Source organism: Butyricimonas hominis, from assembly GCF_014287455.1.
GTDB classification, from domain to species: Bacteria; Bacteroidota; Bacteroidia; order Bacteroidales; family Marinifilaceae; genus Butyricimonas; species Butyricimonas muris.
The window spans coordinates 371420-388063 of sequence record NZ_JACOOH010000004.1 but is presented as its reverse complement, the minus strand read 5'-3'; the positions used below and the strand labels follow the sequence as shown (position 1 = coordinate 388063).

Here is a 16644-nt window from a genome sequence, read left to right as displayed (position 1 = left end):
AATTTTCAACTTTCAATTTTCAATTATGATGAGAAGGTTTACCGTATTACTGGGATTATTATTTATTGGCTTCATACTGCAAGCTCAAGAAGCGAGATTATTAAGGTTTCCGCATAGCGTGGGGAACAAGTTGGTATTTTCATACGCGGGTGATCTTTATATCGTGTCAGCCGAGGGCGGTACGGCACGTCGGTTGACGTCCCACGTGGGGTACGAGATGTTTCCCCGGATATCCCCGGACGGGAAATACATCGCTTTCACGGGACAGTATGACGGCAACACGGAAGTATTCGTGATCCCGGTAGAAGGAGGTGAGCCTCGTCGATTGACTTACACGGCTACGCTGGGGCGGGACGATTTGGGTGACCGCATGGGGCCCAATAATATCGTCATCGGGTGGACTCCCGACAGTAAGCGTATTCTCTATCGTTCCCGGAGATATACTTTCAATGACTTCACTGGACAATTATTCACGGTACCTGTCGAGGGCGGAATGTCTGAAGAGGTGCCTTTGAAAAACGGTGGTTTCGCCTCTTATTCTCCCGACGGGAAAAAACTGGCGTACAACTATATCATGCGGGAATTTCGTGCGTGGAAGCGTTATCAAGGCGGTATGGCTGATGACATACGGGTGTTTGACTTCGCTACCAAGAAATCCGAAAAGATAACCGATAATGCGCGGCAGGATATCATCCCCATGTGGTCGCCCGACGGGACTACGATTTATTATATATCCGACCGGGACAACGTGATGAATCTTTATGCTTACAACGTGAGCACGAAAGAGGATAAACAACTTACCTCCTACAAGGAATATGATATAAAATTTCCGGCAATCGGGGATAAACGTATCGTTTACGAGCAGGGCGGTTACATCTATGCTTATGACTTGCGGACGGGAAAAGAGGCTAAAGTCACGATCCGTGTAGATAACGATCAGGTATATTCCCGTCCGAAACTGACGGATGTCAGCGGACAGATTACCACCGTGGCGACTTCTCCCGGCGGGGAACGGGTGGTCGTTGCCGCTCATGGCGATATTTTTTCGCTGCCTGCCCAAACAGGAATCACCTATAACCTTACCAACTCGTCGGACGCGAATGATATGCAGGCAGGCTGGTCACCCGACGGGAAATATATCAGCTACGTGTCCGATAAAGACGGGGAATTTAATATTTATCTCCGGGAAGCTGCCACGGGTAAGGAACGGAAATTAATTAAAGGATTGAAAAGCTATATCTTTAACTACAAATGGTCGCCCGACTCCAAGAAAATCATGTGGAGCGAGAAAGGGAATACCTTGAATATCTCCGACGTGGAAAGCGGCAAGCGTGAGATCGTGGAGCAATCGGGTATCCATTCGATGACTTCTTACAATTGGTCGCCGGATAGCAAATACATTACTTACGTGCGTCCGGAAGCCGCCATGGATAATATTATCGTTTATAACGTGGCAAATGGTGAAAAGCATCAAATCACGGACGGCTGGTTCGGTTCAAGTTCACCCAACTTCAGTGACGACGGCAAATACCTCGTGTTCGTGTCGGCACGTGCCTTTTCGCCCACGTACAGCCGTACGGAATGGAATCACGTGTACAACGACATGAATAAAGTGTACGTGTTGCCGTTGGCAAAAAACGCCCCGGTGCCTTTTGCCCCGAAAAATGATGTCGTTCCGGTAGAAACGGGAACAAACGTCAAAGATAAAAAGACCGAAGAAGCATTGGTTTACGATTTCTCGAACTTGAACAATCGCCTTGTCGAATTGCCCGTGCTTGCCTCCAATCATTATAATAATGTCCATATGCTCGGCAACCGGGTATATTACAACCGGGGTGGTCGAACCATGTACTTTGACATGGGTAGCAAGCGTGAATCCGATTTGGGTGGATACGTGGAATTTTCTCCCGGTTACAAGAAGGCAATAGCGTTCTCCGGTTCCTCGTTCCAAGTGCTGGATGTTCCGGTCTTTTCGGCTGATGTGAATTCTCCGGTACCGACCAAAGACGTGAAAAAAGTAATCGACTACCATCAGGAATGGATGCAGATATACAACGAGAGTTGGCGACAAATGCGTGATTTCTTCTATGCCAAGAATATGCACGAGGTAGATTGGGAGCACGTGTATGAAAAATACAAAGTATTGGTACCTTACGTCAACCACCGTACGGATTTGACTTATATCATAGGAGAAATGATCGCCGAGTTGAACGTGGGACACGCTTATTCCGTCAACGGGCGGATTCCTGCCCCAGAGAGAATCAAAATGGGATTGTTGGGAGCCAAGTTCAAGAAAGACAAATCCGGCTATTTTCAAGTGACCAAGATTATCGAAGGAGCCAACTGGAATGAAGCAACCCGTTCCCCGTTGACGATGCCGGGCGTGGATGTAAAAGAAGGGGAATATATCTTGGCTATCAACGGGAAATCGTTGAAGGACGTCGATAACCTGTTTTCCGAACTGGTCGACATGGCGGGTAAAACCGTTTCCCTGAAGGTAAACTCCGCTCCTGACGAGAAAGACGCCCGGGAAGTGTTGGTCACCCCGCTTGCCGACGAATCGAAGTTATACTACTATAATTGGGTACAAAACAATATCCGCAAGGTGGCAGAAGCAACCAACGGCGAAGTGGGTTACATCCATATCCCGGACATGGGCGTTGACGGGTTAAACGAGTTCGTGAAGCATTACTACCCGCAGTTGAACAAGAAAGCCTTGATTATCGACGACCGCGGGAACGGGGGTGGTAATGTATCTCCTATGATTACCGAGCGGCTGATGCGTACCCCGACATTCTATACCATGCACACGAATCAAACCCAAGGCGCCGTGAATCCCGTGGGTACCTTCCTCGGTCCGAAAGTCTTACTGGTAAACGAATATTCGGCCTCTGACGGTGACTTGTTCCCCTATCGTTTCAAGTACAACAAACTGGGTACCGTCGTGGGACGCCGCACGTGGGGCGGAGTTGTCGGGTATAGCGGCTCCATTCGTGTCGTGGACGGTGGTTCCATCGTCACCCCCTCGTATGCCCCGTATGCCGCTGACGGCAGCGAGTTTATCATCGAGGGTAGGGGTGTATCTCCCGACGTGGACGTGGAAAACGATCCTTACTTGGAATACATGGGTGATGACGAGCAATTAAACCGGGCCATCCGAATCATACTCGAAAAACTGAAAACCGGGAAAAAAGAAATCCCGGCTATTCCCGCCTTCCCGGATAAGTCCGGGAAGAAAAAGTAGGATAAAAGGCTATTTATGTAGCCGTATACCTCGAATTTGCAACCAACTTGGATTTATTTCGTAATTTTGTAGCGTAAATTGAAAGAGAAATGAGTACAAAAGAGGTTGAGTGGGACGGAATACCCGTCCCGAGGCGGTATTGGGCAATCTTGGCGATTGCCATGGGAATCACGGTGTCCGTGTTGGACGGTACGATTGCCAACGTGGCGTTACCGTCGATTGCCGGGGATTTGGATGCCACGCCGTCAATGTCTATCTGGATCGTGAACGCGTACCAGTTGGCGATAGTAGTGTCCTTGCTCTCGCTCTCATCCTTGGGGGATATCTGGGGATACAAGCGGGTATATATTGCCGGCTTGCTGATATTCAGCGTGACCTCGCTGGTGTGCGCTCTTTCTACTTCTTTGACGCAACTGACCGTTGCCCGCGTCTTCCAAGGATTCGGGGCTGCTGCGTTGGCGAGTGTCAACACGACTCTGATTCGTATTATCTATCCCCGTCGCTTCTTGGGGCGGGGATTGGGCATAAACGCCTTGGTCGTTGCCGTGTCGGCAGCCGGGGGACCGACCATTGCCGCCGGAATCCTTTCCATTGCCTCGTGGCCGTGGTTATTTGCGATCAACGTGCCGATCGTGATCGTGGCATTGATTTTGTCGTGCAAGTTTCTTCCGTCCAATCCGGTGAAGGACTCGGGACGCACGTTCGACTGGAAGAGCGGTATCATGAATGCACTGACCTTCGGGTTGTTGATTTTCTCTATCGAGGGATTCACCCACGATATGAACTGGAAAGTATTGCTCCCGATGATTGCGGCGGTATTCGTGATCGGTTATTTTTTCGTGCGACGGCAGTTATCGCAAACTTATCCTTTGCTGCCTGTCGATTTGTTGCGTATTCCGATATTCTCGCTTTCGGTGGGTACTTCCATTTGTTCGTTTGTTGCCCAGATGCTGGCAATGGTATCTCTGCCCTTTTTCTTGCAGCACACGCTGGGAAAGAGCGAGGTCGCTACCGGAATATTGCTTACCCCTTGGCCCTTGGCCACCATGATAGCGGCTCCTTTGGCGGGAAAACTGATCGAACGGGTTCATGCCGGGCTGTTGGGCGGAATCGGTTTGTCGATATTTGCGGGAGGTTTGTTCTTGTTGGCGGTTTTGGCGGATAAAGTCTCCGGGGTGGGAATTGCCTTGTTTATGGTGATGTGCGGTTTTGGTTTCGGGCTGTTCCAAACCCCCAACAACAGTATATTAATATCCTTCGCGCCGCAAAACCGGAGTGGCAGTGCCAGCGGTATGCTGGGGATGTCCCGTCTGACAGGGCAGACCACGGGAGCCTCTCTCGTGGCGTTGATGTTTGTCATGTTTCCCGTCGACGGAACTTATGCTTCCTTGTACCTTGCCGGAATATTTGCCTTCGTTGCCGCGGTGGTAAGTTTCACGCGGGTATCTTTGCCCGAACCGGAATTGTTGCGGGGAAATGCCAAGAAAAAAAGTTAACGGGATAGTTTGGGCTTCTATTTTGCTTACATTTGTGGCATGTTATAGTGGACTGCAATGAATGGAGTTGATGTATGAATAATGCAAAAAGGATTTGGAGAGCGATTGTTTTTCTGGGAATAATATTTGTCGGGATAGCCCCGCGGGCGCGTGGACAGGAACGCGACAGTACAGTCGGTTTGTCTTCGCGTAAGTTCGTTCATGGAGTGAAAGCGGAGGTGCGTCCGGAGTATATTTTTCAGACACATTCTTTTTTAGAAGGTGATAATCCGGAGGGGAAACTGATCCGGGGTGCTTTCTCGTACCATTTGAAATATTTTCTCCGTTACCGTCCGGGAAGTGTTGCCGCCCGTGCTTATGGTGACGTTTATCAAGGAATAGGTTTCGGGTATTATACCTTCGGGGAACCTCGCTTATTGGGTGACCCGTTAGCATTCTATCTGTTTCAAGGGGCTCGTGTTGCCCGCTTCTCGCCCCGGGTGTCTTTTCATTACGAGTGGAATCTGGGTTTGTCCGCGGGGTGGAAGACTTTCAACACGTACGACAATCCCTATAATAAAATCATAGGTTCGAAGGTGAATGCCTATATTAATGCTAATTTTTATTTGCGTTGGCAATTATCGCCGGGTGTGAGTCTGACTTCGGGCATTACCGTGTCGCACTTCTCCAATGGTAATACCGCGATCCCCAACGCGGGACTGAACACGATCGGCGGGAATTTCGGGGTGGAATGTAATTTCCATCGGAAAGATGACTTGAAGCCGTTGCAAGCGAATGATGCTTCCTCTTGCCGCCCCTTTCGCCGTCATGTAAGCTATGATTTTGTATTTTTCGGTTCGTGGCATAGTCAGGGAATCAAGACTGCCGACGGACTTTCGCCTTCTCCCGAATCTTACCCGGTGTTCGGGTTTAATTTTACCCCGATGTATAACGCGGGTTATAAACTGCGATTTGGCATGTCGCTTGACGGCACGTATGACGGGGGTGCGAACCTTTACACGGAGTATGACGTGTACGGGCAGATAGATAAGTCGCAGATTGTCAGACCGCCTCTTGGCGAGCAGTTCGCGTTGGGACTTTCCGGACGCGTGGAGTACGTGATGCCTTTCTTCACCGTGGGAATCGGGTTGGGGACTAATTTTATCGGGAAAGGGGATTTGAGTATGTTTTACCAGATGCTCACGTTGAAAATCGCGATGTCTCAAACTTCGTTTCTGCACGTGGGATACAATCTTCGGGATTTTCATGATCCTAACTTCTTGATGCTGGGTATCGGTTTCCGGCTTAATAGTAAATCTTTCGCTTTTTAATATCTTGATTTAATGCTATTTTCACGACAAGGAACTACCCAAGACAGTTCTGAATAGAGTATGAATAGGGTATCAATTCCGGTGCAATTCCGTTTGTAAAGTTTTTAGTAAGCTTTTAGTAAGCTATAAGAACGCTATTTAATATAGGGTTCGTATAGCGTTCCTATAGGGTTCGTATAGCGTTCATAACGGAAGTGATGCGGAAGTAATACCTTATTGAAGTGTAAATAGTACATGTAATCAGTAGGTTATGGAAAGGTCATTCTTTGCCGTTCTTATCGCTTTTTAGGGATAAGGTTAGAAACACTCGGAAAAAGTAACTTGTTTTAACGAATACGTGTTGTTATATTCATTATATTTGTTCCTGTGATATTTGAAGAAAATACAAAGAATCTTATTGCTTAGGTTCAATGTATTGAGGGATTGTCTTATATTTTTTAAGAGGAGTTTTTATGCCATTTACTCATTTTCACGTGCATTCGCAGTATTCGATTTTGGACGGGGCGGCGAGTGTTCCGGGATTGATAGATAAAGCCATTGCTGACGGGATGCCGGCGATCTCACTGACCGACCACGGGAATATGTTCGGGGTGAAGTTATTTTACGATTTGTGCAGGAAGAAAGGAATCAAACCGGTACTGGGTGTCGAGGCTTACGTGGCACGGGTGTCGTTGTATAGCAAGGAGAAACCGGTGGACCGTTCGGGGGAACACTTGATTATTCTGGCGAAGAACCTGCAAGGGTACAAGAATCTGGTGAAACTGTGTTCCGTGGCGTTCGTGGACGGGTATTATTACCGCCCGCGTATTGATAAGGCTCTTCTGGAAAAGCACCACGAGGGGTTGATTATTTCATCCGCTTGCTTGGGAGGGGAGATTTGCCAGAAGATTATGGCGGGAGATATCGAGGGGGCTGATAAAGCGGCCTTGTGGTACAAGAATTTGGTGGGGGAGGATTATTATCTGGAGGTGATGCGTCACCCGGCAGAATCGGCGAAAGAGAGGGCGGAGGTGTACGATAATCAGGTGAGGTGTAATGCCGAGATTCTGAAGATGGGCGAAAGGTTGGGCATCAAGGTGATCGCCACGAATGACGTGCATTTCTTGAACGAGCAGGATGCCGAGGCGCACGATTTGTTGATTTGTTTGAATACCCGGAAGGATATTGATGATCCGAACCGGATGAGATATACCCGTCACGAGTGGTTCAAGACCACGGCGGAGATGCAGGCTTTGTTTCATGATATCCCGCAAGTGTTGGAGAACACGCAGGAGATCGTGGACAAAGTGGAGGAGTATAAGTTGGATTCCGACCCGTTGATGCCGGTATTCCCGATTCCCCCGGAGTTAGGAACCGAGGAGGAGTACCGTGAGAAGTTCTCGGCGCAGGACCTTTTTGACGAGTTTACCCGTAACGAGAAGGGCGAAGTCGTTTTGTCGCAGGAAGAGGCGGAGAAGAAAGTGAAGAAATTGGGTGGGATAGATCGTTTGTACCGTATCAAACTGGAGGCGGATTACTTGAAGGTGTTGGCGATGAAGGGAGCCAAAAAGCGTTACGGGGAGGAGATTCCGCCGGATATCATGGAGCGTTTGATTTTCGAGTTGCATATCATGAAAACCATGGGTTTCCCGGGTTACTTCCTGATCGTGCAGGACTTTATACAGGCGGCTCGTGATATGGGGGTGATAGTGGGACCGGGACGTGGTTCGGCGGCGGGAAGTGCCGTGGCGTATAGTTTGGGTATCACGAATATTGACCCGGTGAAGTACGATTTGCTGTTCGAGCGTTTCTTGAACCCGGATCGTATTTCATTGCCTGATATCGACGTTGACTTCGATGACGACGGTCGGCAACGGGTGTTGGAGTGGGTGACACAGAAGTACGGGGAAGATAAAGTAGCGCATATCGTTACTTTCGGTAGTATGGCCGCCAAGATGGCGATCAAGGACGTGGCGCGGGTGTTGAAGCTCGACTTGTCGGAGGCGAACCGTCTGGCGAAGATGGTTCCGGAGGCGCCGAAAATGACATTGAAGAAGGCGTACAAGGAGAATCCCGATCTGGAGAAAGAGAAAGATTCACCCAACCCGTTGGTGGCGAAGACAATTCGGTTGGCGGAGATTTTGGAAGGCTCCGTGCGGCAAACGGGGGTGCACGCTTGTGGTATTTTGATTAGTCGTGACCCGTTGACGGATCATATTCCGATTATGAACACGGAGGGCGAGAGTCTGAAAACGACGCAGTATGACGGGCATTTCGTGGAACCGATCGGGTTGATTAAGATGGACTTTTTGGGGTTGCGTACCCTTTCTATTATAAAGACGTGTTTGGATAATATCAAGAAGTCCAGACATATGACGATAGACGTGGATGCCATTTCGTTGGAAGATCCCGAAACATTCGCTTTGTTTTCGCGAGGAGATACTACCGGTCTGTTCCAGTTTGAGTCGCCGGGTATGAAGAAGCACTTGCGTGCTTTGAAGCCGAACCGTTTCGAGGATTTGGTGGCGATGAATGCCTTGTATCGCCCGGGTCCGATGGAGTATATCCCCGATTTTATTAAGCGTAAGCACGGGGAAGCTCCGATCGAGTACGACCACCCGATGATGGAACCTTACTTGAAGGACACGTACGGGATTACGGTGTATCAGGAGCAGGTGATGTTGCAGTCTCGTGCTCTCGGTAATTTTACCCGGGGTATGTCGGATACTTTGCGTAAGGCGATGGGTAAGAAACAGATCGACACGATGAATGCTTTGAAGGCGCAATTCCTTGACGGGTGTAACGCTAATCCCGAGTTCGTGAAAGGCGCGAAGGAGGTGGGCAAGGAGGTCAAACCGCTGGTGGAGAAGATATGGGGTGACTGGGAGGCTTTCGCTTCTTACGCGTTCAACAAGTCGCACTCGGTTTGCTACGCTTATATCGCTTACCAGACGGGATTTTTGAAAGCGCACTACCCGTCGGAGTTTATGGCTGCCAACTTGAGTTGTAACCTGTCGGATATCACGAAGGTGACGATTTTTATGGACGAGTGCAAGCGCATGGGATTAAAGGTATTGGCGCCGGACGTGAACGAGTCGGACAATGATTTCACGGTGAACCATAACGGGGATATCCGTTTCGGTATGGCGGCAATCAAAGGCGTGGGACTGGCAGCCGTGGATTCGATTATCGAGGAGCGGACGAAAGGAGGCGAGTTTAAGGATTTGTTCGATTTCTTCGAGCGGGTGGATTACCGGACGGTGAACAAGAAGACGCTTGAAAACTTGATTACAGCCGGGGGATTGGACAGTTTCGGGTTGGATCGGTCACAGTATTTTTATATGCCGGACGGTCACACGACTTTTCTGGAAAATCTGGTGAATTTCGGGCAAAAGAAGCAACAGGATAGCATGTTGATGCAGGCGACGTTGTTCGGGGGAATGGACGAGTACGACGTGAAGAAACCGACCATCCCGTTGTGCGAGCCGTGGACGGACGTGGAAAAGGCGCGTAAGGAGAAGGAATTGATAGGTATATACCTAACTTCTCATCCCTTGGATTCGTATAAGTTGGAGATAAACGCGATTTGCACGCCGCTGGATAGTTTGACGGATTTGTCGCCGTTCAAGGACAGGGACGTGACGATAGCGGGCATTATCGTGAATATGCGGATAGGGAAAACGAAGAAAGGGAATGATTTCGGGATACTGACGATCGAGGATTTTGGCGGAACTTTCGAGTTGCCGTTTTTCGGGGAGGATTTTATCAAGTTCAGAAACTATTTTATCATGGAAACGGCAGTATATATAAAAGGCAGGGTACAGGTGAAGAAGTGGGGCGGAGCCGGGGAGCTGACGTTTAACGTGGTGAGCATGGATTTGCTGAGCGTAATTAGCGAGAATCTGATTCGCTCGATCACTTTGCAGGTGGACGTGGAGAAGTTGACGCACGAGATCGTGACAGAGTTACACAATCAGTTCGTGAACGAGCAGGGAGATTTGCCATTAAGTTTTGTGTTGTATGATAATTCAGGGCATCGGGTGAAGATGTTTTCAAGGACTTGTAAGATAGGACGTTCAAGAGAATTGTACGAATATTTCGAGAATAATGATGCTATTAAAATGAAAATTAATTAATTTCGCCGTGTCGAAGCGTTGGATTTTACGCGAGTATTCTCCAACGCTTTTAGCATGAAAATATTATTATAAACTTTAAAGATAGAAGTATGGCTATTGCAGTTAATGATTCAAATTTCGAGGAAGTTGTGCTGAAAGCAGAGGTTCCCGTGTTAGTAGATTTCTGGGCAGAATGGTGTGGACCATGTAAAATGATGTTGCCTATCGTTGAGGAAATCTCTAAAGAGTTCGAGGGTAAAATAGTAGTTGCTAAGGTGAACGTGGACGAAAGTTCAGCTTCTGCTAAATATGGTATCCGTAACATCCCGACAATTCTTTTCTTTAAGGGTGGTCAGGTTGCAGACAAGCAAGTTGGTGCAGTACCTAAAGCTACATTGGTGGACAAAATCAATAAATTGCTTTAATGAGATATAAAAACCGCTGAAAGGCGGTTTTTTTATTGGAGATTTATGATTTATGTCTTGGTGGATTGTTACTTATAGGGTTGTTTTTAATAAAGTATATATCCTGCGATTCCTGCTAGAACGATCATGAGGATCGGGTCCATTTTGAATTTGAAGGTGGCAAGGAAGGCTATGGCGAAGATGATATAGCTTTTGTAGTCTACGAAGTTTTGTTTGTTCATGAGTAACAGGGCAGCGGCACCGATCAGACCGAGAACGGTGGTTTTCAGTCCTGTCATAGCCCAGTCGACGTATTTGTTTTGCCGGAATATGAAGAAGAATTTGGAGATGGTGATCATGATGAATAACGACGGCAGGCTGACCGCGATCGTGCATATTGCCGAACCCCAGATGCTTCCCGTCGCGGTGTAGCCGATGTATGTGGCGGTATTGAAGGCGATAGGACCCGGAGTGCTTTGGGATATGGCAACGATGTCCGTGAAGTCCGCGACACTGATCCATTGGTGTGTTTCTACCACGTCGTGTTGTATCAGGGACAGCATGGCATAGCCTCCCCCGAAACCGAACAGGCCGATTTTGAAGAAGGTGATGAATAGGCTGATATATAGTTCTAGGTTTTCCATGTAATCAGTTCGTAAGGTTCATAAAGTTTATAAGGTTTGTAAAGTTTTTCATTTTTTCTTTATAAATTTTCCGTACGCGATGCCTCCCGCGATGGCGGCGATGATGATATATATGGGCGATACTCCTGTTTGCCACACGATAAGGGCGGCAAGGGTAGGGATGATGACGGTTTTACGGGTGATTCCGGCAGATTTTCCCATTTGGTAGAGAGGTGCGGCGATGAGGGCTACCACGGCGGGACGTATTCCCTTGAATACTCTTTCTACACCGGGGTTATCCTTGAAGTCTGTAAAGATCATGGCAATGAGCAGGATCACGATAAAGGAGGGTAGTATGGTACCGAGGCTGGAAAAGATGACACCTTTTACCCCCCGTGCCTTGTACCCGACGAAGATTGCCGTGTTGAGGGCTATCGGACCGGGGGCTGATTGGGCGATGGCGAGCATTTCGACAAATTCACTCTCTTTCAGCCACGCCTTTTTCTCCACGACCTCTTTCTGGATTAGAGGGATCATGGCATAACCGCCTCCAAGGGTGAAGGAACCGATCTTGAAAAATGATATGAATATTTGCCAGTATGAAGCCATAATTTGTATTAAATATCTGTCGCGAAGATACGATAATCCCGTCTAAATTTCTTAATATTGTGGTATCGAAATAGTGTAGCGGAGTGAAATATATGCGGAAAAGTACAAAGAGGAAATTAATTGTCGTGTCAGGCCTTTTGCTGGGGTTCGGTTTGGTCGTGTGGTTTGGTGTTTTCCGCAACTTGGGGAAGTTTAATACCCTGCAAGCGGTGCCCGCGGATGCGGTTTTTAAGGTGAATATTCGTTCCGTGAATAGTGTTCATGAACGTTTGCGGAGGAATTTTATCTGGCGCTCGTTGAAGAGCTATCCGTATTTCGAGGAGTATCATTCGGATTTACAGTATATAGATTCTTTGGCGAATAGTTACCCGAAGATGAAGCGTATCGTGACGGATCGTCCCGTGACCATATCCTGTCATCAGGTGGCGCTGAATGATTACGATCTCTTGTATGTTTGTGATTTGGGTAAACTGAACGTGATTCGCCTGTTTGAATCGTGGTTGCTCGCGCTCGTTGAAGATGATGAAATACGGGTGAGACGGTTCAAGGACCCGAACGGGGAGATTCGGGAATTGACTTGGGCGGATTTGCAGTTTTATTTCACGATCAAAGATAATCTGTTGATAGCCTCGTTGTCCCGTTCTTTGGTTTCCCGTTCGCTTGCCCGTTGTAAGATAAAGAAGAATACCGGGATGGTGGCGGCATCGGGCGATATGATTCTGGATATCGATCATCGTCAATTGGGAAAATGGATTGCCTCGGTCATGGAAAAATCCGCGGTGGTAAACGAGGTCGCTTTATTGAAGAATACCCGGTTGATGTTGCAGTTGAATGATAAAAATCTGCGTTTCACGGGGGAAACGAATCCCGACTCAAGTAGCTTTTCGTTGCTGGATGTGGTGAATTCTCTCGAGGGCGGAACTTCTTCCGTGAAGAATATCGCGGGCGAGAATACGGCGGCTTATATCTCTTTCTGTTTCCCTTCATTCGAGAAGGTGGAGTCTTTGTTGTTGGAGAATTACAAGACAAATAATCCGCGGTCTTACGCGGAGATCGCGAAATCTTTGGAGAGGATGAATAAATGGTTGGGGGTGGATGTGTTGGATTTGTTTTCTTCATGGATAGGGAACGAGGTGACGATCATTAAGCCTCGTTTGGAAAGCGGGCAACGGGCGGATAATATCGTGTTGGCTGTCCGAGGGAAAGATATTGATCTGGCGAAAGATCAGTTGGCTTATCTGGCGGAACAGATTCAGCGAACGACTCCCGTGAAGGAACGGGTGATTGAATATAACGGGCACACCATTCATTATTTCCGTTTGAAGGGTTTCTTCAATCTCTTTTTCGGAGGGATGTTTGATAGGTTCGAGCGACCTTATTATACTTTTCTGGAAGATTACGTTGTTTTCAGTAATTCCCCGGAGACGCTTACCGAGATGATCAAGGAATACGTGTTGGGAAACACGCTGTCCCGTGACGAGAAGTATTTGCAGACGATGGAAAGTCTGGGGAGCAGGAATAACGTGTTCGGGTACGTGCAGGCTCCGAATACATACGAGTATTTGTACGGTTCTTTTAAAGCGGATTCCCGGGATGAGCTGGAGAAGAACAAGGGGGCGTTTTTGAGTTTCGAGACGGTGGGGCTTGCTCTATCCAAGAATGGAGATGCTTTTAAGACGCAAATTGTGGCAAATTATAATGCCAAGGCTCCCGAGGAGTATCGTATGCGGGAGTTGAACCGGCAGTTCGAGAATCAGATTGATCAGATAGAAGCGGGGTTTTATTATCCTGTCGTGCCGGATAGTATCGCGATTGGTTCCCGGGAATATTACGAGTATTCAACTGATAAAGTGCTTTTTCGCGGGGCATTGAAGGACGGGTATCCGGACGGGGTATGGTGCGTGTTTGACAAAGCGGGCAAGTTGATCGGGCAGTTGCCTTACAGCACAGGCAAGATTGACGGGGTAGCACCCTTCTTTTACGAGAACGGCGAGTTGTTGGCGCAAGTGAGTTACAAGAAAGGGGAGATTAGTTATTACAAGGAATTTTTTCCAGACGGAACGGTACGGGCGGAAATCGGATTCCGGAGGGGCGTACGGCACGGGGAAGCCAAGTTCTATTACAGCACGGGACATTTGTGGTGCGAGGGACGTTACAAGAAAGGGCTGCATGCCGGAAAATGGCGTTACTATAAGGTGACGGGGGAAACGATTTATGATTTATGATTTAGTGATTGACGATTCTGAGATTTTCTTCATTCTTAGATTTTTCTTAGTAAGTTCACCAGTGAATCTTTCACTTGTGTGAAGTGAGGCATGTTTTCGGGTGAAACGGGTTCTTTCGGAGGAGAACTCATTTTCAACGGATTGATGGGGGTTCCGTTTTTGTACACCCGGAAGTCCAAGTGAGGACCGGTGGCAAGTCCGGTGGCTCCGACGTAACCGATGGTTTCGCCTTGTTTTACGCGTTTGCCGGGTTGAATGCCTTTGGCGAATTTGGAGAGGTGCATATAAGTGGTGGAGTAGACACTATTGTGTTTTATGGTCACGTAGTTGCCGCCACCGTTTGCCTGATATGCTTTTTTCACGACAACCCCGTCGCCGATGGTGTACACTTCCGTTCCCGTGGGGGCTGCATAATCCACGCCGTGATGTGCCCTGTATCTTTTCAGCACGGGATGAAAACGGTTGTTGGAGAATCCCGAGGATATACGGGAGTATTTTAACGGGGCTTTTAAAAAGGTTTTCTGCAAGCTGTTGCCTTCTTCGTCAAAATAGGAAAATTTGTCGTTTTGCTCGAAGGGGATAGCGTAGAAGTCTTTGCCGGTGTTCGTGAAAATCGCCGCTTTGACATTGAAGTCACGTAGAGGTTTGTCCTCGACGTACGATTGCTCGTATATAACCCGTATCGAATCGCCCTTCGCCAAGCCGAAGAAGTCGATAGACCAAGCGTATATTTCAGATAACGTGATCGCTAAAGTGGGATCGGTGTTTGCTTCAACCATGGCATTCCATAAAGAAGAGGTTATACCTACTTTGGCAGTGTGTTCTTTTTTTACCACGTCTTTTTGTCCCACGTACACTTCCGATGTTTCTTTGAAGTCGATCACCACGTATTCGAGGGCGTTCTTCTCGTATATAAAGAACTCGGGGGTGCGAAGACTGTCTTTAGCGAGGAAAAGAGTATAGTTTTGACCCCGTTTGATACTTCTCACGTCAAAAACATCTTTACAGCGTTGCGCAATCTCGTGTATTTTGGCAGGGGATACCTTGTACCTCGCGAGGATGAGAGAAAGGTTCTGGTTTTTCTCCACTACACCTTCCGCTATCTCGAAGTTATCGGAGGGGATGCCGTATTTATAATGTACTTGCTGTAACTCTGTCGTGTCCACGACTTCGTCAACAGCGTTGGCTTCCAGTATCGCTTCTTTATTTCCTTTGTTACTCGGCCAAAAAATGACAATCCCCAGTACAAGGCCTATGGCTGCCCAAATCCAAATCCATTTCGTCTTTTTCATCTTCTTTTCTTACATCCGGTTAATCGCGTCGATTCAGGCTTGCAAGTTAGGTGATTTGCTTTTAACCTGCAACAGAGTGGTTCTTTTTTTATCCACATGTTGTCGTTTGTGAAAACTTTCTTAATGTTGTTATTAACAAAACGTTAAAGTTGATTTTTTATTGTTGATGCGATTTGTAATTTATTACTTTTGACGTGATGGAATGTCAAAAAGTGTTTTTATAATGACGTGAAGAAGATTTAGGAGAGAAAAGGGTAATATTGTATTAACCAGTTGTTTGAATGGTTGGGAAATCTTAAAGTTTTCATAAAATTGATTTTGGAATAACACTAAATCAATTCTGAAACGTCTATTTATAAAGTTTGCAAAAGTGTTGTTGTAAGAGCATATTAATTTTAATAACAAATTTATGGAAGAGCCAATTGTAAAAGTCGAACACTTGTCACATCGCTACAGCATTCAATGGGCGGTACGCGACATTAGTTTCGAGATTCCTGTACGGGGAATTTATGGTTTGCTGGGATCGAACGGTGCCGGTAAATCAACCACGATGAACATTATTTGCGGTGTTATCAAACAAACGGAAGGTAATGTTTTTATCAGCGGGATTGACACCCGTAAACATCCGGTGGATGCTAAACGTCATATCGGTTTCTTACCCCAGAAGCCCCCTTTATACGGTGACTTAACTGTAGAAGAATATTTACTTCATTGTGCCAGATTGCGCTGGGTTCCGGATAATGAACTTAAATCTGCCGTAGAGGAAGTTTTAGCACGATGTGGTATCACTCATTTCCGCAAGCGTTTGATTAAGAATTTGTCTGGTGGTTATCAACAACGTGTTGGTATCGCTCAGGCGATTGTTCATAAACCTGCTCTAGTCGTGTTTGACGAGCCGACGAATGGGTTGGACCCGAACCAGATTATGGAGATTCGTCATTTGATCAAGGATATCGCGCAGGATCGTACGGTAATTCTTTCCACGCATATTTTGACCGAGGTGCAAGCCGTTTGCGATCATATTATGATGATCGAGGAAGGAAAGCTCGTGTTCATGGGATCCGTTGATGAGTTTGACAATTATATTATCCCGAATACCCTTTATCTTTCCATGGTTGATCCTCCGGCAACGGAAGAACTTGCCAAGATTGAAGGCGTACTGGGCGTGGAAGAATTGGGTAGCATGAAATTCCGTATTCGTTTCACGGAAGCGCAAGAGGTTATTGATCGTATCGTGAAGGAGAGCGCCGCTAAAGACTGGCGTCTATCCGAGATTCGGGTAGAGAAGAGCTCTCTGGATAGTATATTCGCGGAATTGTCTAAAAAAGCACATTAAATAATCAGGTT

The 16644-nt window shown here is 47.3% G+C and carries 10 protein-coding genes; 7 read left to right on the top strand and 3 right to left on the bottom strand.

Translation table 11 applies throughout. The annotated features are described in order from the left end of the window. Positions 1–25: 25 nt before the first annotated feature. The 5 genes from H8S64_RS10680 (at position 26) to trxA (ending at position 10569) form a co-directional block, all read left to right on the top strand. A complete protein-coding gene (locus H8S64_RS10680) occupies positions 26–3244 on the top strand; it encodes a S41 family peptidase (protein ID WP_436231465.1) in 3219 nt (1072 codons plus the stop codon). A gap of 89 nt (positions 3245–3333) precedes the next feature. After that, positions 3334–4740, top strand: a complete 1407-nt coding sequence (locus H8S64_RS10675; RefSeq protein ID WP_186976045.1) for an MFS transporter — start codon at positions 3334–3336, stop codon at positions 4738–4740. 74 nt (positions 4741–4814) lie between these two features. Next, the gene (locus H8S64_RS10670; protein ID WP_186976044.1) at positions 4815–6050 is read left to right on the top strand and encodes an acyloxyacyl hydrolase; all 1236 of its coding nucleotides are present in this window, start codon (positions 4815–4817) and stop codon (positions 6048–6050) included. A 452-nt stretch (positions 6051–6502) separates the two neighbouring features. Next, the gene (dnaE, locus tag H8S64_RS10665) at positions 6503–10165 is read left to right on the top strand and encodes a DNA polymerase III subunit alpha (protein ID WP_186976043.1); all 3663 of its coding nucleotides are present in this window, start codon (positions 6503–6505) and stop codon (positions 10163–10165) included. Positions 10166–10254: 89 nt separating this feature from the next. Beyond that, on the top strand, positions 10255–10569 hold the full coding sequence (gene trxA, locus H8S64_RS10660; protein WP_099291530.1) for a thioredoxin: 315 nt from the start codon (positions 10255–10257) through the stop codon (positions 10567–10569). 86 nt (positions 10570–10655) lie between these two features. Here the strand turns inward: trxA and H8S64_RS10655 are convergent, their stop codons facing one another. Both H8S64_RS10655 and H8S64_RS10650 read right to left on the bottom strand, forming a co-directional pair. Further along, the gene (locus H8S64_RS10655) at positions 10656–11192 is read right to left on the bottom strand and encodes a chromate transporter (RefSeq protein WP_186976042.1); all 537 of its coding nucleotides are present in this window, start codon (positions 11190–11192) and stop codon (positions 10656–10658) included. Between the two features lie 48 nt (positions 11193–11240). After that, on the bottom strand, positions 11241–11780 hold the full coding sequence (locus H8S64_RS10650; RefSeq protein WP_141560924.1) for a chromate transporter: 540 nt from the start codon (positions 11778–11780) through the stop codon (positions 11241–11243). Positions 11781–11872: 92 nt separating this feature from the next. Here H8S64_RS10650 and H8S64_RS10645 point away from each other — a divergent pair, with 92 nt between their 5' ends. Next, positions 11873–14005, top strand: a complete 2133-nt coding sequence (locus tag H8S64_RS10645) for a DUF3352 domain-containing protein (protein WP_186976041.1) — start codon at positions 11873–11875, stop codon at positions 14003–14005. Between the two features lie 35 nt (positions 14006–14040). On the opposite strand, the gene H8S64_RS10640 is transcribed toward H8S64_RS10645, so the two are convergent. After that, positions 14041–15297, bottom strand: coding sequence for a M23 family metallopeptidase (locus tag H8S64_RS10640; protein WP_186976040.1), 1257 nt, complete (start codon positions 15295–15297; stop codon positions 14041–14043). Positions 15298–15706: 409 nt separating this feature from the next. Here H8S64_RS10640 and H8S64_RS10635 point away from each other — a divergent pair, with 409 nt between their 5' ends. After that, on the top strand, positions 15707–16633 hold the full coding sequence (locus tag H8S64_RS10635) for an ABC transporter ATP-binding protein (protein ID WP_186976039.1): 927 nt from the start codon (positions 15707–15709) through the stop codon (positions 16631–16633). Positions 16634–16644: the final 11 nt, after the last annotated feature.